Raw genomic sequence first — 21,856 nt, 5'->3', positions numbered from 1 at the left:
GATTACCTGTTTATACCTATATATCTTCAGTTTTACCGTTTTAACTTTTCGTGCTTAGTGATAATGTCTCTTCGCTTTACAAAGACAGGTAACTATAAAAAATTAAAAGTTAACTTTTATGAGGCTAAATAACTAATTTAGTCCGCGGGTTAACTTTATTAAAATTTAAAGGAAAAATAATGATGAAGCGCAGTGTGCTGGCCTTAGCGGTCACCTTGAGTATGGTTCCTACTCTCTCAAACGCAGCAGAAATTTATAATAAAGATGGCAACAAGTTGGATCTTTATGGCCGCGTAGCCGCTAAATACCTTTTTACAAATCATAATAATTCAGATGCAACCTATGTACGTTTTGGCTTTAAGGGTGAAACCCAAATTAATAGCCAACTGACCGGTTACGGCCAGTGGGAATATAACGTTGCGGCAAGCAATGCTGAATCTCAGGGTGATAAAGGCAATAAAACCCGTTTAGGTTTTGCCGGTTTGAAATTTGCTGAATTTGGCTCTTTCGATTATGGCCGTAACTATGGCGTAGTGTATGACGCACTGGCTTATACCGACATGTTGCCAGAGTTTGGTGGCGACTCAATCGCATACACTGATAACTACATGACTGGCCGTTCAACCGGTCTGGCAACTTACCGTAACTCTGACTTCTTCGGTCTGGTAAAAGGCCTGAATGTTGCTGCTCAGTATCAGGGCCGCAATGATGATGGTGATACCACCAAGAATGAGCGCGCAATTCAGAAAGCTAACGGCGACGGTTACGGTTTGTCTGTTGATTATCAAGACATCGAAGGCAGCGGCGTTGGTTTCGTAGCAGCATACTCCAACTCTAACCGTACCTTGGGTCAGAAAAATCTGGCTAACAGTGCTACCGGTGATAAAGCTCAAGCTTGGGCTACTGCGCTGAAATATGATGCAAACCAGGTTTACATCGCAGCTATGTACGGCGAAACGCTGAATATGACACCATACAAGGCACTGATCGCGAACAAAACCCAGAACGTAGAATTGGTTGCTCAATATCAATTCGAAAATGGCATTCGCCCATCTATCGCTTATGTTCAGTCTAAAGGTAAAGACCTGGATGCAGTCGGCAGTGCTGACTTGCTGAAATATGCCGAAATTGGTGTGACTTACTACATCAATAAAAACATGTTTACCTATGTTGACTACCAAATTAACTTGCTGGATGAAAACAACCCGCTGGGTCTGAGTACCGACGATACTGTTGCGGTTAACCTGACTTATCGTTTCTAAGTTAATTTAGTAAATATTACCCTTTTCTGTGTCGGAAATAGGTGAATAAAAAAGGCGGGGGTTATCCCTGCCTTTTTTGCATTTAAAATTATTAAACGTTGGATAAGAAAGTATTACGAAAAATTAGCGCTGATATTGTTGTTCACCCCACTTCAGCATTGTATTAACCAACTGCTGGAGTAGCTGTTGTAAGTGAGCAGCACGTTCTGGCAGATAAGAATAGGGTTCAGCCTCAGACATATAGTTTAACTGTGATAACTCAAGTTGTACTGCGTGTTGATGGCTCTGTGGTGAACCATATGCTCTAGTTATATAACCACCTTTAAAGCGGCCATTTAATATATGACTAAATGCAGATTGCTGTTCGCAACACGCTATCAATTGCGTGCTTAGCGATAGTGCACAACTGGCTCCACTATTGGTCCCAAAATTCAAATCTGGCAGTCGCCCATCAAACAACCTCGGAATAACTGAGGCAATTGAATGGGCATCAAGCAGCAATGCATAACCGAATTTGGCTTTAAGTCGTATCAATTCGAGTTGAATTTGCTGGTGGTAAGGCCGCCAAATGTGTAACAAGTAGGATTGACGCTCCTGAGGAGAGGGCGTTTTGCCTGGCACAAAACAGGGGCGGCCATCGAACAGCGTTTCCGGGAACAAACCGGTAGTTGCGGTGGTATATAGCGGCTGATCATCTTCAGGACGGTTCAGATCAACCACTAAGCGGGAATAATTACCGATAACCATGCTGACGCCAATATTATGGGCGAAATCATAGAGACGAGGAATATGCCAGTCGGTATCTGAAAGAGGTCGGGCGGCTTCTGTCAGGCCAGCCTCAACGGCGGGGGTCAGCCGTGTACCCGCATGGGGGATGCTGATAAGCAAAGGCAGTTTCCCAGTCTGGAAACTCAACGGATCTACCAGATTCATGGGCGAGCATCTCCTTGGAAAACAACAGATACAGGTAATTGGCCGCCGAGCCAGTATGCCAGTTCCGCTGGGCGCGCCAATGGCCAATGCACCCAGTTTGCCAATTTACCTGTTTCCAGTGTTCCTTGCGTTTCTTGCAACCCCAGAGCTTGAGCCGCATGGCAAGTGACACCTGCGAGTGCTTCTTCCGGAGTCATACGGAACAAGGTGCATGCCATATTGAGCATCAGCCGTAGTGAGAGTGCTGGTGATGTTCCCGGATTGGCATCACTGGCTAATGCCATCGGCACGTTATATTGACGAAATAGTTCAATTGGAGGGCATTGCGTTTCTCGCAATAAGTAATAAGCCCCCGGCAACAATACAGCGACCGTACCCGCATCTGCCATTGCTCTAACATCTGATTCCGTTGCGTATTCAAGGTGATCGGCTGACATGGCATTAAATTTGGCAGCCAGCGTGCTGCCATTGAGTGAAGATAGTTGTTCAGCATGCAGTTTTACCGGTAAACCAGCTTGTTGTGCCGCTAAGAATACACGCTCAACTTGTGCAGGTGAAAACGCCAGATGTTCACAAAAAGCATCAACAGCATCAGCGAGCTTTTCTTTTGCAACCTGGGGAATAATGCTGTTGCAAACGAAATCAATGTAATCATCAGCCCGACCAGCAAATTCGGGTGGCAATGCATGGGCAGCCAGGCAGGCCGTTTTGACTGTGACAGGCAATAATTCACCTAACTGGCGCGCCACGCGGAGCATTTTCATTTCACTCTCAAGGCTGAGGCCATAACCCGATTTAATTTCAATACAGGTTACTCCTTCAGCAAGTAATGGCTTTAGACGAAATAAAGCTTGTTCCAGTAATTGTTGCTCACTGGTGCTTCGTGTTGCTCTGACTGTTGACACGATACCGCCGCCATTGGCGGCAATTTCTGCATAACTCACACCATTAAGACGTTGTTCGAATTCGGCACTTCGATCACCACCAAACACCAAATGGGTATGGCAATCAATTAATCCAGGGGTGATAAGGCCACCCGAGTAGGTGATCTCGCGTGAAGCACTGAGTCTGGGTAATTCATTATATGGCCCGATCCAGACTATTTTACCGTCAGTCACCGCCATCGCCCCTTGCGGGATCAGGTGATACTTCCCTCCACGCATGGTCACGATATCGGCACCGTGCCATAAACTGTCGCAGTGAATTGTTGACACCATCTGACTCCCTAAGACGTACAAAATTAAGTTGTATATACAATCATGGACAACCTAACGCATAAATTCACTATCGGCAAGATAGGGATTTAAACAATTGCGTAACACTTCGCACTTCTCGCAGAGAAATAAAATTGATCAGGACGTGACGGTACCTTGTGGGGTAAAACGACCATAGAGTTGATAGCGGGAGCCGGGATAAAGCAGTTGAGCAGCGGTCACTATTGCTTTTCCATACCAGGTTCTACGGCGAATCAGTAGACAGGGTTCATGATCGTCTAATTGCAGTAACTGCCGCTCAAGGGGGTTTGGGATAACGGCTTCGACAATATGTTCACCTTCAGTTAGCGGGGCGGCTTGGGTGAGGTAACTGTAAGGGGTGATTTGGTTGAAATCCTGCTTCATATAATCGGGCGCGGTGCTGGGATTGACGCAGCGATTTTCGACCTGAATGGGAACATCATTCTCGTAATGAACAATTTGCGAATAGAACAGTTGCTGGCCGGGCTGAATGCCTAAAGCAATCGCCTCTTCAGAACTTGCTGGCCGCGCCTCTAACTGCAAAATCTTACTACTATGGCGATGACCACGCGCAGTGATTTCGTCAGCAATATTATGAACTTCAAGTAAGGCACTGTGCGCCTTTGCTTCAGCAACAAAGGTTCCTACGCCTTGCATGCGGATCAAAAAGCCTTCACTGGTGAGTTCACGTAACGCCCGGTTAATGGTCATACGACTGACCCCTAACTCGGTAACTAGCTCACTCTCTGATGGTACACGTTGATGGGGCTGCCAGACCCCAGTTCTAATCTGGCGAATGATAGCCAACTTAACGCGTTGATAAATAGGGGCAGGGGTATCGTCCATTGCGGGACTTAATTGTAAGGTCGTTTGCTGTTCCGCCACGACGTTAACCTCGTCAGATAAGAAAATATACGCTAAGTCTACGGTTGAATTTAGCGTGTGTATATGTATATACAAGTTAGTGATTTAATTAATTGACGCAGCTGCTGCTCAGCGCGTTTGACTCTGAACAAAATATTGGGATATCGCTATGCCAGTTTATTTTACCAAACGTGCTTTCTTACCTGATGGATGGGCGAATGACGTACAGATAACTGTCAATGAACAGGGCAACATTCAGCGCATTATGACGGGCAGCAGTGATATGGATTGCCAAATTCTCTCGGGGCCGATAGTGCCCGGCATGCCTAATCTGCATTCCCATGCTTTCCAGCGCATGATGTCTGGATTAGCTGAGATTGCTGGTAACCCGCAGGACAGTTTTTGGACATGGCGAGATTTGATGTATCGGTTAGTCCAGCGATTGACACCAGAACATGTCGGTGTGATTGCTCGTCAGTTATATATCGAAATGTTAAAAGGTGGCTATACCCAAGTCGCAGAGTTCCATTATTTGCACCACAGCCCTGACGGTAACCCATACAGTGATCCGGGGGAGATGACATTACACCTAAGTCAGGCGGCGCAAGAGGTCGGAATAGGGATGACTTTATTACCGGTGCTATACAGTTACGCGGGATTCGGTGGCCAACCGGCTCAACAGGGGCAGCGTCGTTTTATTCAAAACACAGAAAGCTATCTTAAGCAGCAGCAAGTTATCACTCAACAACTGGCGAATCAGCCCCTACAAAATCAAGGTATATGCTTTCATTCATTGCGCGCTGTTGAGTTAAGTCAAATGCAGGAGATATTGCAGGCATCGGATAAACAGTTGCCAGTGCATATTCATATTGCCGAGCAGCAAAAAGAGGTTAACGATTGTCTTGCCTGGAGTGGGCAACGGCCCGTGGCGTGGTTGTACGATCACGTGCCCGTTGACAGTCGTTGGTGCCTGGTTCATGCCACGCATTTGGATGAGTCAGAACTTGTTCGATTGGCTAAAAGTCAGGCTGTAGCAGGATTATGCCCAACAACGGAAGCCAATTTGGGAGATGGTATTTTCCCGGCAGTAGATTATTTACAGCATCATGGCCGCTGGGGAATAGGCTCCGATAGCCATGTTTCTCTGAATGTAGTGGAGGAGTTACGTTGGCTGGAGTATGGGCAGCGCTTGCGAGATCAGCGTCGTAATCGCCTGACTAATGAACAGTATCCAGCGGTTGCCGATTTACTTTATACCCAAGCTTTAGCTGGGGGACAGCAAGCTTGCGGCAGCAATATTGGTCAGATAGCCGAAGGTTATCGTGCCGATTGGTTAGTTTTGGATGGCGATGATCCTTATATTGGTGGCACAGAATCTGCTTCTTTATTGAATCGATGGTTATTTGCGGGGGATAAATCGCAAATTCGGGATGTTTATGTGGCGGGCAACGCGGTAATAGTGGATAGATATCATCCGATGCAACAGCAAACTGCGCAGGCTTTTCTGGCGGTACTAAAAGCTTGTCAACAGGAGGTCTGATGAGCTTTACCGTTTTTGATTTTGCCAGTTTACCGGTTAGTCGCTGGCGAAATGGTGGTGGTGAAACCCGTGAAATTGCATGTTGGCCCGTCGGGGGGGATGACTTTGCCTGGCGTGCCAGCATTGCGACGATTGAACAAGACGGTCCATTTTCAGTATTCCCCGATATTGATCGTTCAATTACATTGCTCACAGGTGAAGGGGTAGTGCTCTCCAGCCCCGAGTGGGAGGCTCATACCCTTTCGACCCCATTGCAGTCTTTTGCTTTTCCCGGCGATATACCTATCTATGCACATTTGCTGGGGGGAAGTAGTCAGGATTTTAATATCATGACCCGGCGAGGTTGTTGGCAGGCTAGCGTAACATCTGTTAATTCAGCGCAAGAACTTCCAGCCTCACATGGTGGATTAGTTTATGTCGTAAAGGGGAAATGGCTTATCAGCCACACAGAAACGCATGAACTTAGTGCTTCGCAAGGATGTTGGTGGTTACCAGCCATTAAAGGTGGTCAATTACAGCCACTACTTCCTGATAGCTGTCTATTATGGGTTAATTTATTTCCCGAACGATAAATACCCATCATTTTGATTATTTAACAAGTCTGTTATTAGCTTTGTACAGCAGCCAGAAGCCGTAACTGCGTTAGTTAATAAGGGATAAAAACCTGTTGATTGATGGTTATGTAATAATATAACATTACATTTAAATCAATCAATAGGAGTTGTTCATGCCAAAGAAATTGCACCACCTATCCATCGTTGCACTTAGTGTTTGCGTGTCCTTGACCAGTTTAAATTCATTTGCTCATGGCAAACATAGCCATGAGCATCAACAAACTGAAGTAGCACGCAACGCAAGTGAAGGTATCTTTGCAGATAAAGACGTTAAAGACCGGCCACTCGGTGATTGGGATGGTGTGTGGCAATCGATTAATCCCTATCTGTTACAGGGTGCTCTGGATCCGGTGCTGGCAGATAAAGCCAAAAAGAACAAAAATAAAACCATTGAGGAGTACCGAGAATATTATAAAAAAGGCTATGCGACTGATATCACGATGATTGGTATCGAGAACAATACTATTGATTTCCATACCTCAGAAGCGGTTAACTCCTGCCAATACAGCTACTCTGGCTTTAAAATAATGCACTATGATTCAGGAAAGAAAGGGGTGCGCTATTTATATGAATGCAAAGATGCCAGTTCCAAAGCCCCGAAATATGTCCAATTCAGTGACCATATCATTGAGCCACAGAAATCCCATCATTTTCATGTTTATATGGGTAATGAATCGCAAGAGAAGTTGCTGAAAGAAATGGATAACTGGCCAACCTTTTACCCGATAGCGTTAGATAAAGACGATATTGTTCACGAGATGTTGCATCACTAATAGCACTAAGGCTGCGCAAGTGAGTTGCGCGGCTTCAAACAGCTAAAAGGGCGAGTTACTCCTTGAGTCATTATGTCGTTTTCTGCCTAAACTTCCATTCTGGCGAGCTATGTTAAATCCCGAAGTGTGACATTTATAAAACATCCTTTCATTAAAATTGAAATTTTGTTTCCAAGTTGCTATGGTCTGCACAGTCAAGTCTAACTATCACACCCAATGGGCTGAAGCTCGTTGGCGCAACGGAGATAATAAATGAAAATCGCACTGATGATGGAAAACAGCCAAGCGGGTAAAAACGCAATCATTCTGAAAGAGCTGAACGCTGTAGCCTCAGAAAAAGCGTACCCGGTATACAACGTAGGTATGAGTGATGAGAATGACCATCATCTGACTTATATCCATCTGGGGATTATGGCCAGCATCCTGCTGAACGCTAAAGCAGTTGATTTCGTCGTTACTGGCTGCGGTACTGGGCAGGGTGCGATGATGTCATTGAACATTCACCCAGGTGTAGTGTGCGGTTATTGCATCGATCCAGCGGATGCTTTCCTGTTTGCTCAGATTAACAACGGTAATGCACTGTCACTGCCATTCGCCAAAGGTTTTGGCTGGGGTGCTGAACTGAATGTGCGTTACATCTTTGAGAAAGCTTTCACCGGCGTGAAAGGCGAAGGCTACCCATTGGATCGTAAAGAGCCACAAGTGCGCAACGCGGGTATTTTGAACCAAGTGAAAGCAGCTGTAGTAAAAGAAAACTATCTGGATACACTGCGGGCTATCGACCCAGAATTGGTGAAAACCGCCGTGAGTGGTGAACGTTTCCAGCAGTGTTTCTTCGATAACTGTCAGGTTGAAGAAATCAAAGCATTCGTGAAACAAATTCTGGCGTAATGATAACAGGGCTTCATGACTGAAATAAGTATCAAAAACAAGGCTCCCGAACAGGAGCCTTGAGGTTAATGACAAAGTGCCATTAACGGTGAAAACAGGCAGATCGTAAAGACGCCGTAAATACATCCTTGTAGGCTCGAGCCGCGCCATCCGTGGCGCAGACGCTTTACTCTTCTACCTGTCCCACCCTGCAAGATCGAGTCGTGAGAGTTCGTCAGCAGTCGAGGCTCCTGAACAGGAGCCTTTTATCTATCTGCGATAGCATAAACCTTAAATTAGCTAGCACTTCGGTGACGTTCCTTGTGCAGGCAGATAGCGCAGTGGGTCTAGCGCTGTTGCCCGGTAGCGAATCTGAAAATGCAACATTAGGGTATCTGTTCCTGTGCTTCCCATGGTGGCTATTTTCTGCCCAGCCTTAACATCCTGACCATTATTCACCAGCATGGTGTCGTTATGGGCGTAAGCGGTAATGAAATCCTCGCCGTGCTTAATCATGATGAGGTTGCCATAGCCGCGTAGTTGATTGCCGACATACACCACTTTCCCTTTGGCTGATGCATAGACTGGCTGCCCGCGTTTACCTGCAATATCAATCCCTTTGTTGCCACCATCGGCAGCGGAATATTTAGAGATAACTTGGCCGCTGGTGGGCCAACGCCAGCAACGACTTGCACCAGGCGGTGGCGTCGATTTAGCCAGCGTCGTACTTGATGATTTGCGTTTAGTTGACGTTAGACGCCCCGTTGAGCTCGAACTATCAAGTCGCAACTTCTGCCCAACTTCCAGTCGATAAGGGGGTTTTAGCTTGTTGATACGGGCAAGGTCACTGACTTCACTGTCACTGATCCAAGCGATAAAATAGAGAGTATCACCCTTTTTGACGGTATAGGATTTGTCGTTGTAACTGCCCTTCGGCAGCTTGGCATAATCACGATTTGCATTGTTTGAGCACCCAGCCAATAGCAAGATAGCCATTGCATATAACGCCAACCGTGGCCACAACCGCATTCTGCTTTTCGTGTTCAAAACGTTTCCCTTGTCATCGTGATTTCAATTGCCTCAGCCACTTATCATAACATTGTAACAATAAGCGTCAAAAGCCAGAACAAGGTTATCGTTTAAGATTCGGATATTGGAAGCGCGGATAAACGGCGTTACCCGACAATGGTCGGGTAACATTTAACAGCACAAGATTTATAGCGAGATTTCAGTTTCAGGGATGAGTTTATTGGCTGATCCGCAATTAGAAAGGCGGCTGATATACAGCGATGCATGCTGGATAACGGTTTTGAGCCCAAAAGAAAACTCATGTTGGTGTATCGTAACTACCCGCAAGTCACTGGATGTCAGAAATAGCGTTATCTCTTTCTTCATTTTAATGTTGTTTATTAGACAGAAAAGTCATCACTATGGCATGGGCTTTAAGTGTTTTATTTGTCTTTTTCACGTTGGAGAGGCAGTTTCAATATAGGTAGATAGGCTTTTTTACACCCTCATACACATCTTGACATTTGTTGCTTTATTCTCAGGTTGTTTACTCCACTTTATTGGTGAAGATTATGAATAACTTGATGCAACAATTACAGTCAATGCTCGGGCAGACAACGAAGAAGAACGGTGATGGGGCTTCTGGCCTGAGTAATATGTTAGTGCCTGGCGCATTGGGTGGGCTTGCTGGCTTACTTGTTGGCAGTAAATCCTCACGTAAACTACTGAGCAAATATGGTAGCAGTGCGTTATTAGCCGGCGGCGGCGCGGTACTGGGAACCGTGTTATGGAATAAATATAAAGACAGAATTCGTCAGAATCATCAGGATGAACCACAGTATGGTCAGCAAGTCGCCCCGATAGATCAGCGTGTGCAGCGGTTGGTCATGGCACTGGTGTTTGCGGCCAAAAGTGATGGGCATATTGATGCGAAAGAGCGCAGTATCATTGAGCAGAATATGCGCGAGGCGGGTATCAGTGAGCAGGGTGAACGTCTGGTGCAACAGGCAATTGATCAGCCATTGGACCCTCAATTACTGGCGCGTGATATTCAAAATGAAGAGGAAGCGTTGGAGCTATACTTCCTGAGTTGCGCCGTCATTGATGTGGACCATTTTATGGAACGTAGTTATCTTGCCGCGCTGGGCGACGCACTGAAAATTCCGCAAGATGTTCGTGATGGAATTGAACAAGACATTCGAGAGAAAAAGCAAAGCATTACCGATTAATTTACTTGCTGGTGGCCTTTGGTATTTCCCAATAGGCCACTGTTTTTTGATAGACACTTCGCGGATTTTTGTCGTTCAAACAGTGTTATTAGCCGTTGATACCGCTCTATTCTCCCTCAGACTTCATTTCAGACAATAACCACAGAGCAAAATCCCGCATAGCCGGTGTCTCAGTACGAGACTGTAGGCGAGTTAACCAATATCCCCCGAGACTGACTGTTGTGCTAAAAGGTTGGATTATGCGTTCACTACGTAGCAGGTGCATAAACATGGCGGGTGGAGCCAGTGCGATACCTATTTCCGCCTGCGCCGCTTCCAGCATACTGACTGACGAGTCGAACATCATTATTTGCTGGGAAGGTGAAGGTACAGATCCTCCCGCAGCAGTAAACCAAGCCGACCACTCATCGCGACGATAGGAGCGGAGCAGCATAAACCTTTGAAGATCAGTAGGGTGGCGTAAATCTTTTGCTAATGAAGGGGCGCACAACGGGGCAAGTGGAGCATCACATAACAATTGGGACTCCGTACCATGCCAGGCTCCATTGCCGTAACGGATGGCATAATCCAGCCCTTCAGCCACAACATCGACACGATTATTATGTGTTGAGAGTAAAATATCCACATGTGGGAAATGTTGTTGAAAACCCCTCAGTCGTGACAATAAATAGCCGGTTGCAAAGGTCCCAACAACACCCACCCTGACTTTTTCACGCATTCTTCCAGCGGAGAAACGGTCTAGCGTATCGGCGATACGATCAAAAGAATCGTTCAGGATGGGGAGCAGATTTTCCCCTTCGGTTGTGAGCACTAATCCGCGTGAAATACGAATAAAGAGGCGACAGTTGAGGCGTTGTTCCAGCGCTTTGACCTGCTGACTTATTGCTGCATGGGTAACATTTAATTCGATAGCAGCCTTAGTAAAACTTAACTGTCTGGCCGCAGCCTCGAAGGCGCGAAGTGAATTTAGCGGAATATAGCTGCGAACCATAGATTTACTTGTTAGATTTTCTATTATCAAGTGCTAAATATAATCGATTGTTATCCATAGTCAATCATTGCAGAATCCTTCACGCAAAAGGAGCCACACTGCATGCCATTTATCAGCCTATGGAAGATTTACTAATGATGAAAAAGTCTATAATCAATACCTTGATCTTTACCGCTATCACAACTTTCCCACTTTATAGTTTGGCACAAACCAAACTTACGCAGCAGCAGGTTGCGGCTATCGTCAATAACACCCTTACGCCGTTGCTCGAAAAACAGGGTATTCCCGGTATGGCCGTCGCAGTATTTTATGACGGAAAGCCGCAATTCTTTAACTATGGTATGGCGGATATCAAAACAGGTCGTCCGGTAACCGAAAATACCCTGTTTGAACTCGGTTCAGTGAGTAAGACCTTTACCGGCGTCGCCGGAGAATATGCCATGCAAACCGGTATTATGAACCTTAATGATCCCGTGACGGAATATGCTCCGGAGCTAACGGGCAGCCAGTGGAAAGAGGTGAAAATGTTGCATCTGGCGACGTACACTGCGGGTGGACTTCCTCTGCAACTCCCCGATTCGGTGACCGACCAAAAATCATTGTGGCAATATTATCAACAATGGCAGCCAGAGTGGGCACCTGGGGTGATGCGCAATTATTCTAATGCCAGCATTGGGCTATTCGGTGCGCTGGCGGTGAAAAGAAGTCAGTTAACATTTGAAAACTATATGAAGGAGCATGTGTTCCAACCTTTAAAACTGGATCATACCTTTATCACTGTCCCCGAATCCATGCAGTCAAATTATGCGTGGGGATATAAAGATGGTCAGCCAGTGCGCGTTACCTTGGGCATGCTGGGTGAGGAAGCCTATGGCGTGAAATCCACCGCACAAGATATGGTGAGATTTATGCAGGTCCATATGGAGCCAGAAAGCTTACCTGCCGGTAACGATAAGCTAAAACAAGCGATCATCGCATCTCAATCACGTTATTTTCAGGCGGGAGAGATGTTCCAGGGCCTGGGATGGGAAATGTATAACTGGCCCATCAATCCGCAGAAGGTGGTTGCTGATAGTGGCAATGATATTGCGCTAAAACCACGTAAGGTTGAGGTATTGGTACCCGCACAACCTGCCGTGCGAGCATCCTGGGTTCATAAGACCGGTGCGACCAATGGCTTTGGTGCTTATATTGCATTCATCCCAGAGGAGAAGGTTGGCATAGTGATGTTAGCGAACAAGAATTACCCTAATCCAGTCCGCGTACAAGCAGCATACGATATTCTTCAAGCATTGCGTTGAGACGACAGATAGCTAAATATTTCTGCTGCGCTTTTATGAGATAAGTTAAAATACTGTGAAAAAATCCACGCAACTGCGTGGATTTTCAGTTAACTCTCAAGAGATGCAAAGCCTCCCTACGCATGGCTTTGCCCCCTTAGCCCCCACTTATATCACTTCGATGAATTTCTTTTTTGGCTCATCAAGGTGTGCCAAAACCTTTAAACGTTCTTCGCGCAAATCCCAACTTTTCAGCAAAACGGCAAGGTATTGACCGTTTTGTGATCCGCATTGCAGTACACGTATTGTATTTGGTACTACAATCCAGTCGAAGGTTAAGAACAATAGTTGTGAATTGTGCGGTGATCTTGCGACGCAAAGGCTCGATACAGTTAAAATACTTGGCAACTTTTCCTTTTTGTCTTTCGTGGAGCACTTATGAGTAGCCAAGAGTTGAGCAAAACTGATCGCATTATTCTCGAGATAGGGCAGCAAATCGTTAGTGGTAAATATGCTCCAGGGTCTGCACTGCCAGCTGAAACCGAGCTGTGCGAAGAGTTCCAGACGTCACGGAACATCATTCGTGAAGTGCTGCGTTCGTTGATGTCGAAGCGGTTGGTGGAGATAAAACGTTATCGCGGTGCCTTTGTGGCTTTACGCAATCAGTGGAATTATCTGGATACGGATGTTTTGCAGTGGTCATTGGCGAATGATTACGATCCCCGGCTGATCTCGGCGATGAGCGAGGTGCGTAATCTGGTTGAACCGGTCGTTGCCCGTTGGGCTGCGGAAAGGGCGACCTCCAGCGAATTGGCGGTTATTGAAAAAGCACTTAACGACATGATCGCCTATCACCAAAATCGTGATGCGTTCAATGAGGCTGACATCCGTTTTCACGAAGCAGTACTGGCGTCGGTGCATAACCCGGTGCTGCAACAACTAAGTGTGGCGATAAGTTCCTTGCAGCGTGCCGTATTTGAACGGACCTATATGGCCGATAAAGCCAACATGCCGCGCACCTTGCAGGAGCATCAGGATTTGTACGATGCGATACGGCATCAGAACGCAGATGCAGCAGAACAGGCGGCATTGACAATGATCGCCAGTTCGACCAAAAGGCTGAAGGATATTACATGAGAGAAAGTTATATCGCCATTGACTGGGGCTCGACCAACTTGCGCGCCTGGCTCTACCTGAACGGTGAATGTACCGATTACCTGGAGTCAGAAGCGGGTGTTACCCGGCTCAATGGACGTACACCCGAACAGGTTTTCCGCGACACACTTTTGCCATGGCAAGCTCATCAGGTACCGGTTCTGATGGCAGGGATGGTTGGCAGCAACGCAGGATGGATGACGGTGCCGTATCTGCCTTGCCCGACGCAGTTGACTGATTTATCCAAACAGTTAACGCGGGTTGAGCAGGCCACACCGTTCAACGCGTGGATTATTCCCGGTCTGAGTGTGGTCAACGAAGGCAATTGCAATGTCATTCGCGGTGAAGAAACACAGTTAATCGGTGCCTATACAGAATGTCCAGCTGCACTGTATTTGATGCCGGGAACGCACAGTAAATGGGTACAGATGGATGGCAGCGAGATTGTTGATTTCCGCACCGTCATGACGGGCGAACTTCACCATTTGCTGATGCACCATTCACTTATTGGCATCGGGCTGACTGAGCAACAGGCAAATCCGGCGGTATTCCAGCAAGGGCTGGAGAGTGGTTTTAACGAAACCAACATTATTCGCAGTCTTTTTGAAACCCGTGCGGCGCATGTATTGGGGCAATTAGATAAAAGCGCCGTCAGTGAATGGCTATCAGGATTGTTGATCGGTAATGAAGTGGCACAAATGCAGCGGCAGTACTGCGCCACTGGCGATAAGCCAATAACCTTAATTGGTAGTCCGAAATTGACCGTGCGTTATCAGCAAGCATTGAAGTTTGCCGGACTGACCTGGCAAACGCTGGAAGGCAACCGTGCTTTCCAGACGGGTATGAGGAGTATTATCAATGAGTTGGACTACTGATCTTCCGTTGATCGCTATTTTGCGCGGCATAACGCCACAAGATGTTCAGGCGCATGTAGCCGCATTGTTGGAGGCAGGTTTTGATGCAGTGGAGATCCCACTCAACTCTCCTGACTGGCAGCTCAGCATCAGTGAAACAGTGAAAGAGTTTGGACATCGCGCGCTGATTGGTGCCGGTACGGTTTTGCAACCTGCGCAAGTTGATGAGCTGCATGCGATGGGCAGCCGTCTGGTGGTCACCCCCAATATTCAGCCGGAAGTGATTCGCCGAGCGGTGGGGTATGGTATGACCGTTTGCCCTGGCTGCGCGACCGCGACGGAAGCCTTCAATGCGCTGGATGCGGGCGCTCAGGCGCTGAAAATTTTTCCTTCCAACTCATTTGGGCCGGATTACATCAAAGCGTTGAAAGCGGTGTTACCGCCAGAAATTCCGGTCTTTGCGGTGGGGGGGATCACCCCTGAAAATTTACATCTCTATCTTAATGCCGGTTGTATCGGTGCAGGCTTGGGAAGCGATCTCTACCGCGCCGGGCAGTCGGTTGAACGTACGATACAGCAAGCCAACGCCTTTGTTAAAGCCTATAAGGAATCGACCCGATGAAAGTGACTAAACTAACCACATACCGGTTGCCGCCGCGCTGGATGTTCCTGAAAATAGAAACGGATGAAGGTATTGTCGGTTGGGGTGAGCCGGTTGTTGAAGGCCGTGCCCGCAGTGTTGAGGCCGCTGTGCATGAGCTGTCTGAATATGTGATCGGGCAGGATCCGGCGCGAATCAATGACATTTGGCAGACGCTCTATCGCGGTGGATTTTATCGCGGTGGCCCGATTCTGATGAGCGCGATTTCCGGCATCGATCAGGCACTGTGGGACATTAAGGGCAAAGCTCTGGGCGTTCCTGTTTATCAACTGCTCGGTGGTCTGGTTCGCGATAAGATTAAAGCCTACAGTTGGGTTGGCGGCGACCGCCCAGCGGATGTGATTGAAGGTATTAACAAGCTGAAAGGCATTGGTTTTGATACCTTTAAACTCAATGGTTGCGAAGAGATGGGCTTGATAGATAACTCACGTAAAGTTGACGATGCCGTTGCTGTTGTGGCGCAAATACGTGAAGCATTCGGTAACAGTATTGAGTTTGGGCTCGACTTCCATGGCCGCGTCAATGCACCTATGGCGAAGATCCTGATCAAAGAACTCGAACCTTACCGCCCGCTATTTATTGAAGAACCAGTACTGGCCGAACAGGCCGAATATTATCCTCGTCTGGCCGCACAAACGCATATTCCCATTGCTGCCGGTGAACGCATGTTTTCGCGCTTTGACTTCAAACGCGTATTAGCCGACGGTGGTTTAGCCATTATCCAGCCGGATTTGTCGCACGCGGGTGGGATCACGGAATGCTTCAAAATTGCGGCAATGGCAGAGTCTTACGATATTTCGCTGGCACCGCATTGCCCATTAGGGCCGATCGCACTGGCTTCTTGTCTACATCTGGATTTTGTGGCGCGTAATGCGGTATTCCAAGAGCAGAGTATGGGTATCCATTATAATAAGGGGGCCGAATTATTGGATTATGTCATTAATAAAGACGACTTTACCATGACCGATGGTTATTTCTATCCGCTAAATAAACCCGGGCTGGGCGTTGAAATTAATGAAGAGCTGGTGATTGAGCGCAGTAAAAATGCACCTGATTGGCGCAACCCAATTTGGCGTTATGAAGATGGTGCCGTAGCCGAATGGTAACCTATCCTATATATTTTAAATAACAGGGATATACAGTAAAACTATATCAATAAAGTAATTAATAAAAATATCGATATATACATATTTGTTTTGAATCCACATTACGTGGAATGGCCATCTTATGCCCTGACACCAGGGGTACACTCATTAAGGTGATATTAATGAACATCGATCTGTGCTCTACAACACTAAAGAAATTAAACGCAAAAATAATACCGTTTATTATTATTTGCTATTTTGTTGCCAATCTGGATAAAACTAATATATCCGTTGCGGCACTACAAATGAATGCCGATTTGGGCCTGTCTGCCAGTATGTATGGCCTGGGTGTAGGTATGTTTTATATCTCCTACATCATTTTTGAAATACCCAGTAACGTCATTATGACTCGGGTTGGTGCACGTATCTGGATTGCGCGCATCATGATTACCTGGGGGATTGTTAGCGCCGGGATGTCATTGGTTCAAACGCCGACACAACTGTATGTGATGCGCTTTTTGTTGGGCATGGCCGAAGCCGGGTTTACACCGGGGATTATCTACTATATCTCCTGCTGGTTTCCCAAGAGTAACCGTGCCCGTGCTATGTCATTCTTCTATATGGGATCGGTGCTGGCGTCAGTGATTGGATTACCGATTTCCGGCAGTATTCTCAATATGCACGGTATTGCTGATATCGCGGGCTGGCGTTGGCTGTTTGCGATGGAAGGTATCCCAGCCATCATTCTCGGCTGCCTGGTACTGTTACGTCTGCCGGATACGCCAAACCATGCCACCTGGCTGAGTGCGGACGAGAAAAAATGGCTGAACACCACGTTACAACAAGATAATGGTGCCGCAGTCGTTGGGAAACAGCATTCATGGACCAGTGCGCTCAGGAATAAAGTGGTATTGCTATTGAGTCTGGTGTGGTTCTTGCAAGCATTTTGCTCAATTGGTATTACGCTCTTCCTGCCATTAATTATTAAAAGTGTCGCTACCGAACAGAGCAATTTCGTTATTAGCGTTTTGTCGGCTATTCCTTTTGCCTTTGCAGCTCTCTTTATGTACATAAATGGACGTCATTCGGATCTGACCAAAGAGCGCTCGCTGCATCTGGGTGTGCCGTTGATTATTTCCGGCTTACTGTTGGCCGCGTCGATATACACCAGTAATCTCTTTATTGCCTATATTATGCTGGTATTAACCGTTGGTTTTAACTTCGCGTTGACCCCAATATTCTGGGCGGTAACGACCGAAAAATTAGCGGGTGTCGCTGCGGCGGCGTCTATCGCCTTCATTAATGCCATTGCCAACTTTGCCGGCCTGGGATTGCCGCCATTACTGGGCAGAATAAAGGATGTCACCGGCAGTTTCCATTATGGCTTATTGATCATTGCTACGGCACTGGTTATCGGCGGTATCGTCGGTATCTATGTCGGCCGCCCATCCAAAATAATGGCGACAAAATCGTCAGCCTCATCGCTTTCGCAACATTAAGGTCTCGTTATGAATAATATCGCGGTTAAACATAAAGTATTAAAACAGGCATCGCTACCCGATCAGTTGAATGCACAACTGAACGCGCTATACGACGTATATGAATACAACGACATGGCCGCCGGGGAGTTTGAGCGTTTGGCTGCCGAGTTTCGTGTAGTACTCACCAACGGCGAAGCTGTGGTCAGTCGCGAATTTATGGGACGGTTACCTAATCTTGAACTCATCAGCGACTTTGGTGTGGGCTATGACGGTATTGATGTTGCCGCAGCAAGAGAGCGTGAGATTGCCGTGACCCATACCCCCGGCGTATTGACGGATGATGTTGCCGACCTGGCCATGGGGTTGATGCTGGCAACATCACGCCAGATCCCCGCAGCACAACGCTTTATCGAGCAGGGTGCATGGCAGAAGGGCGGTTACCCGTGGACCCGTAAAGTTTCAGGGGCGCGGTTAGGCATTATTGGCATGGGGCGTATTGGGCGTACTATCGCCAAACGCGCTGCCGCATTTGATATGTCGATCGCCTATACGGATCGAGCGGCACTTGCCAACATGGATTACACCTTCCATGCAACATTATTATCGCTGGCGGAGGCGAGTGATTTTCTGGTGGTCTGTACAAATGGTGGCGCAGAAACCCGCAGTCTCGTTAACCGCGATGTGTTGAATGCCCTCGGCGCAGAAGGCATTCTGATCAATATTTCCCGTGGATCGGTAGTTGATGAACGGGCGCTGATTGAAGCCATCGAAGAGGGAACACTCGGGGGGGCTGGTCTGGACGTTTTCACCGACGAACCGCAAGTCCCGCAAGCGTTGTTACACCGGGCAAATGTGGTCGTCACACCGCATATGGCGAGTGCTACCTGGGCAACGCGCAAAGAGATGTCGCGCCTGGTGCTGGAAAATGTTAACGCCTATTTTTCTGGCGAGCCGTTGGTGACACCTATTCCGCAGTAACCGAGTGAAAACGTATTCTGCACTTAAATTAAAGAGTGGCATTAAGCCGCGCTTGAGATTAATGACAAAGTGCCCGTAACGGTGAAAACAGGCAGATCGTAAAGACGCCGTAAATACATCCTTGTAGGCTCGAGCCGCGCCGTCCCTGGCGCGGACGCTTTACTCTTCTACCTGTTCTCCCCTTGCAAGATCGAGTCATGAGGGGTTGTCTGTAGTCTAAATCCACGCAATTGCGTGGATTTTATAGTTTTTGCGATTCTTATGAGATTTGGCGAAACCTCATAAGACAACAAATTTTATTTAGACGTTGAACAAGAAGTTCATCACATCGCCATCTTTTACGATGTAATCTTTACCTTCTGAACGCATCTTACCGGCTTCTTTTGCGCCTTGTTCACCTTTGTAGGTAATAAAGTCGTCAAAAGCGATAGTTTGGGCGCGGATAAAGCCTTTTTCAAAGTCGGTGTGAATTTTACCGGCAGCTTGTGGCGCTGTTGCACCCACAGGGATGGTCCAGGCACGGACTTCTTTAACACCGGCGGTGAAGTAAGTTTGCAGATTCAACAATTCATAACCGGCACGGATCACACGGTTCAAACCTGGTTCTTCAATACCCAACTCGGCCATAAATTCAGCACGGTCTGCATCTTCCAGCTCAGCAATGTCTGATTCAACTGCTGCACATACGGCAACCACGACGGAACCTTCAGCGGCAGCAATGGCGCGCACTTGATCCAGATATGGGTTATTCTCAAAACCATCTTCATTGACGTTAGCAATATACATGGTTGGTTTCAGCGTCAGGAAGCTCAAGTAACGGATAGCCGCTTTATCTTCTGCTGTCAGATTCAACGCACGCAGCATGCCAGCATTCTCTAAATGCGGCAGGCATTTTTCCAGAGCTTCCAGTTCAGCTTTAGCTTCTTTATCGCCGCCTTTAGCTTTCTTCTGCACGCGATGGATAGCACGTTCGCAAGTTTCCAGATCGGAAAGAGCCAATTCAGTATTGATAGTGTCAATATCATCAGCGGGATCAACTTTACCAGCAACATGGATGATGTTGTCATTTTCAAAACAACGCACGACATGGCCAATTGCTTCAGTTTCACGAATATTGGTCAGGAATTGGTTACCCAGCCCTTCACCTTTGGATGCCCCTTTTACCAGGCCTGCGATATCCACAAATTCCATAGTGGTTGGCAAAATGCGCTGAGGTTTTACAATCTCGGCCAGTTGGTCCAGACGCGGGTCCGGCATTGGCACCACACCCGTATTGGGTTCAATGGTACAGAACGGGAAGTTAGCAGCTTCAATACCCGCTTGTGTCAACGCGTTGAACAGGGTGGATTTACCAACGTTAGGCAGGCCCACAATACCGCATTTGAATCCCATGTTTATATCACCTTAAATAACTTAAAAATCAACTCGTTAGGGTTAACGGGCCGATGCAATCAAAATTTATGCCGCCATTATACACATTCTGACGATTTATCTCGAACATGCTGTTTCATTGTATGAATTGCTTTTACCGCAATATCCGATAGGTAATTGATTTTTCTAACTCTGTGCTCTGGATCACGCTTCCACTACCTGAAGTTTTTTGCTTAATGTCCGATAACTAAACATTAGGGTCAGCATACTGAATTTGGATTATTCCCATGGAAATGAATATCTATAAATGGCTGATAGTGATTTTGTTTGGGGGAGTGGTGGGGGTCTTGGGAATGCGCTTTCTGACGGCAGATTCTGAACCTGTTGGGCCAAGTTTTGCCGAGTTGGTTGATCAATATGGTCTACAAATAGAAAACCGATCAGGCAAAAGCGTGAGGTATGTGGGTTACCAGAAAAAAACACTTTATGAGGATTTTGACGGTGTTCAATTGAAATTCACCGCCATCAATGACAAGTTCGAGCGTAGCCACGATTTATCAGATAATAAGAAAAAAGCTGCCGATTGGGAGACGCTTTTTTGCACTGATGAACTGCAAGATATTGCGGATGAATATGACGCCAAAAGTAATCATTTTCTAGGGCGGGTTAGAGTGATTATTGGCGGTGTTGTCCTGACTGGTGAAGGCCAGCAGGGGATCAATGCGCTGTGCAATAAAAATCAATAAAGTGAGAGGTTAATTCCCCGGTGCATGGCGGTTTCCGGGGAATTAGGCAAACAGCTACTACACGGTCGCTTTGAAAGAATGCAGGCGATTCATAGCCTTGGTGATATCTTCTTTCAGCAACACTTCAGTACAGCGAATAGACTCATCAATGGCGTCGTCAATTAAGGTTTGTTCACTGGCGGGGGGTTTACCCAGAACAAAACCGGTGACTTTACTTTTATCGCCAGGATGGCCGATACCAATGCGTAAACGATAGAAATTCGGGTTATTACCGAGCTTGCTCTGAATATCTTTCAGACCATTATGACCACCATTGCCGCCACCTAGCTTCAATTTCGCCACACCCGGTGGAATATCCAACTCATCGTGTGCGACTAGAATCTCTTCCGGTAAGATGCGGTAAAACCCTGCCATCGCCGCAACAGCCTTGCCACTTAAATTCATAAAAGTAGACGGTACCAGCAAGCGCACATCTTGGCCTGCCAGATTTAACCGTGCGGTATAACCGAAGAATTTGCTCTCTTCTTTCAGTTGTTGGTTATGGCGCTGCGCCAATAAGTCCACATACCAGGCTCCCGCATTATGGCGGGTTTGGGCATATTCTGCGCCCGGATTTGCCAGCCCAACGATTAATTTAATGCTACTCACGTCGTCATTCGCTATTACTAAAGGAATTAAAGTATGACAGTTTACCTGTCATGGCGCGTAATGACAAAACTGCGAGTGTGAGTTTGTTGAGAGTTAATAGTTTGAACGGTGAATAGTTCATTTGTGTAACAATTCAACTTTAGTGCCAAATGGCTGGAAAGTGTAAAGATTTGTAGGATTATATTCGCCAGTTGTGATCGCCAACGCAATACCTTCACTACCAGTCTGACTATACTTAGTTATTAAGTGGACATGAATAATCGCATTAAGCAAGCAGT

Annotated in this window: 21 protein-coding genes and 1 pseudogene; 14 read left to right on the top strand and 8 right to left on the bottom strand. The window is 46.9% G+C overall.

The window, feature by feature from the left end:
- Window positions 1-179 precede the first annotated feature (179 nt).
- Window positions 180-1,262, top strand: a complete 1,083-nt coding sequence (locus HU019_RS08900; protein ID WP_320407047.1) for a porin — start codon at window positions 180-182, stop codon at window positions 1,260-1,262.
- A gap of 123 nt (window positions 1,263-1,385) precedes the next feature.
- Here the strand turns inward: HU019_RS08900 and hutG are convergent, their stop codons facing one another.
- From hutG to hutC, 3 genes are all read right to left on the bottom strand, one after another.
- A complete protein-coding gene (gene hutG, locus HU019_RS08895; RefSeq protein ID WP_174849347.1) occupies window positions 1,386-2,195 on the bottom strand; it encodes an N-formylglutamate deformylase in 810 nt (269 codons plus the stop codon).
- Window positions 2,192-3,412, bottom strand: a complete 1,221-nt coding sequence (gene hutI / locus HU019_RS08890; protein WP_174849348.1) for an imidazolonepropionase — start codon at window positions 3,410-3,412, stop codon at window positions 2,192-2,194. The genes hutG and hutI overlap by 4 nt, the downstream gene beginning before the upstream one ends.
- Before the next feature lie 135 nt (window positions 3,413-3,547).
- Entirely contained in the window at window positions 3,548-4,315 is a 768-nt protein-coding gene (hutC, locus tag HU019_RS08885; protein ID WP_174849349.1) for a histidine utilization repressor, read from the bottom strand.
- Window positions 4,316-4,463: 148 nt separating this feature from the next.
- On the opposite strand from hutC, the gene HU019_RS08880 reads away from it, so the two are divergent.
- From HU019_RS08880 to HU019_RS08865, 4 genes are all read left to right on the top strand, one after another.
- Complete coding sequence (locus HU019_RS08880) at window positions 4,464-5,834, top strand: formimidoylglutamate deiminase (RefSeq protein ID WP_174849350.1); 1,371 nt, start codon at window positions 4,464-4,466, stop codon at window positions 5,832-5,834.
- Window positions 5,834-6,406, top strand: a complete 573-nt coding sequence (locus HU019_RS08875) for a HutD/Ves family protein (protein WP_174849351.1) — start codon at window positions 5,834-5,836, stop codon at window positions 6,404-6,406. Before HU019_RS08880 ends, HU019_RS08875 begins: the two co-directional genes overlap by 1 nt.
- A gap of 155 nt (window positions 6,407-6,561) precedes the next feature.
- Window positions 6,562-7,221 (top strand): metal-binding protein ZinT, encoded by a 660-nt coding sequence (gene zinT / locus HU019_RS08870; RefSeq protein WP_174849352.1) that lies wholly within the window; start codon window positions 6,562-6,564, stop codon window positions 7,219-7,221.
- A 252-nt stretch (window positions 7,222-7,473) separates the two neighbouring features.
- A complete protein-coding gene (locus tag HU019_RS08865) occupies window positions 7,474-8,112 on the top strand; it encodes an RpiB/LacA/LacB family sugar-phosphate isomerase (RefSeq protein WP_005166458.1) in 639 nt (212 codons plus the stop codon).
- A 279-nt stretch (window positions 8,113-8,391) separates the two neighbouring features.
- Here the strand turns inward: HU019_RS08865 and actS are convergent, their stop codons facing one another.
- The gene (gene actS, locus HU019_RS08860; protein WP_174849403.1) at window positions 8,392-9,120 is read right to left on the bottom strand and encodes an amidase activator ActS; all 729 of its coding nucleotides are present in this window, start codon (window positions 9,118-9,120) and stop codon (window positions 8,392-8,394) included.
- Between the two features lie 551 nt (window positions 9,121-9,671).
- Between actS and HU019_RS08855 the strand changes: the two genes are divergently transcribed.
- Window positions 9,672-10,328: a tellurite resistance TerB family protein gene (locus HU019_RS08855; protein WP_005161358.1), complete on the top strand. Its 657-nt coding sequence runs from the start codon at window positions 9,672-9,674 to the stop codon at window positions 10,326-10,328.
- Between the two features lie 106 nt (window positions 10,329-10,434).
- Here HU019_RS08855 and ampR read toward each other — a convergent pair whose 3' ends face one another.
- Window positions 10,435-11,319, bottom strand: a complete 885-nt coding sequence (gene ampR, locus HU019_RS08850; RefSeq protein WP_174849353.1) for a LysR family transcriptional regulator AmpR — start codon at window positions 11,317-11,319, stop codon at window positions 10,435-10,437.
- A 134-nt stretch (window positions 11,320-11,453) separates the two neighbouring features.
- On the opposite strand from ampR, the gene ampC reads away from it, so the two are divergent.
- From ampC to HU019_RS08815, 7 genes are all read left to right on the top strand, one after another.
- A complete protein-coding gene (gene ampC, locus HU019_RS08845) occupies window positions 11,454-12,620 on the top strand; it encodes a class C beta-lactamase (protein ID WP_174849354.1) in 1,167 nt (388 codons plus the stop codon).
- A gap of 417 nt (window positions 12,621-13,037) precedes the next feature.
- Complete coding sequence (gene dgoR, locus HU019_RS08840; protein WP_019079666.1) at window positions 13,038-13,736, top strand: D-galactonate utilization transcriptional regulator DgoR; 699 nt, start codon at window positions 13,038-13,040, stop codon at window positions 13,734-13,736.
- A complete protein-coding gene (locus HU019_RS08835; protein WP_174849355.1) occupies window positions 13,733-14,629 on the top strand; it encodes a 2-dehydro-3-deoxygalactonokinase in 897 nt (298 codons plus the stop codon). The genes dgoR and HU019_RS08835 overlap by 4 nt, the downstream gene beginning before the upstream one ends.
- Window positions 14,613-15,230: a 2-dehydro-3-deoxy-6-phosphogalactonate aldolase gene (locus tag HU019_RS08830; RefSeq protein WP_174849356.1), complete on the top strand. Its 618-nt coding sequence runs from the start codon at window positions 14,613-14,615 to the stop codon at window positions 15,228-15,230. Before HU019_RS08835 ends, HU019_RS08830 begins: the two co-directional genes overlap by 17 nt.
- Window positions 15,227-16,375 carry a galactonate dehydratase gene (dgoD, locus tag HU019_RS08825; RefSeq protein ID WP_174849357.1) on the top strand — a complete coding sequence of 383 codons (1,149 nt, stop codon included), beginning with the start codon at window positions 15,227-15,229 and terminating at the stop codon, window positions 16,373-16,375. Before HU019_RS08830 ends, dgoD begins: the two co-directional genes overlap by 4 nt.
- 161 nt (window positions 16,376-16,536) lie before the next feature.
- Window positions 16,537-17,853 carry an MFS transporter gene (locus HU019_RS08820; RefSeq protein ID WP_174849358.1) on the top strand — a complete coding sequence of 439 codons (1,317 nt, stop codon included), beginning with the start codon at window positions 16,537-16,539 and terminating at the stop codon, window positions 17,851-17,853.
- Between the two features lie 9 nt (window positions 17,854-17,862).
- Window positions 17,863-18,813: a 2-hydroxyacid dehydrogenase gene (locus HU019_RS08815; RefSeq protein ID WP_174849359.1), complete on the top strand. Its 951-nt coding sequence runs from the start codon at window positions 17,863-17,865 to the stop codon at window positions 18,811-18,813.
- A gap of 44 nt (window positions 18,814-18,857) precedes the next feature.
- Here HU019_RS08815 and HU019_RS20255 read toward each other — a convergent pair.
- Together HU019_RS20255 and ychF are read right to left on the bottom strand one after the other, a co-directional pair.
- Window positions 18,858-18,933: pseudogene (locus tag HU019_RS20255) on the bottom strand (gluconate 5-dehydrogenase); the annotation flags it as partial.
- Window positions 18,934-19,113: 180 nt separating this feature from the next.
- Window positions 19,114-20,205 carry a redox-regulated ATPase YchF gene (gene ychF / locus HU019_RS08810; protein ID WP_174849360.1) on the bottom strand — a complete coding sequence of 364 codons (1,092 nt, stop codon included), beginning with the start codon at window positions 20,203-20,205 and terminating at the stop codon, window positions 19,114-19,116.
- 266 nt (window positions 20,206-20,471) lie between these two features.
- Here ychF and HU019_RS08805 point away from each other — a divergent pair, with 266 nt between their 5' ends.
- Entirely contained in the window at window positions 20,472-20,930 is a 459-nt protein-coding gene (locus tag HU019_RS08805; protein ID WP_174849361.1) for a hypothetical protein, read from the top strand.
- A 57-nt stretch (window positions 20,931-20,987) separates the two neighbouring features.
- On the opposite strand, the gene pth is transcribed toward HU019_RS08805, so the two are convergent.
- Window positions 20,988-21,578 carry an aminoacyl-tRNA hydrolase gene (gene pth, locus HU019_RS08800; RefSeq protein ID WP_174849362.1) on the bottom strand — a complete coding sequence of 197 codons (591 nt, stop codon included), beginning with the start codon at window positions 21,576-21,578 and terminating at the stop codon, window positions 20,988-20,990.
- Between the last annotated feature and the right edge of the window lie 278 nt (window positions 21,579-21,856).

Source organism: Yersinia artesiana, from assembly GCF_902726545.1.
Lineage (GTDB): Bacteria > Pseudomonadota > Gammaproteobacteria > Enterobacterales > Enterobacteriaceae > Yersinia > Yersinia artesiana.
This window is presented reverse-complemented; position numbering and strand designations above follow the sequence as displayed.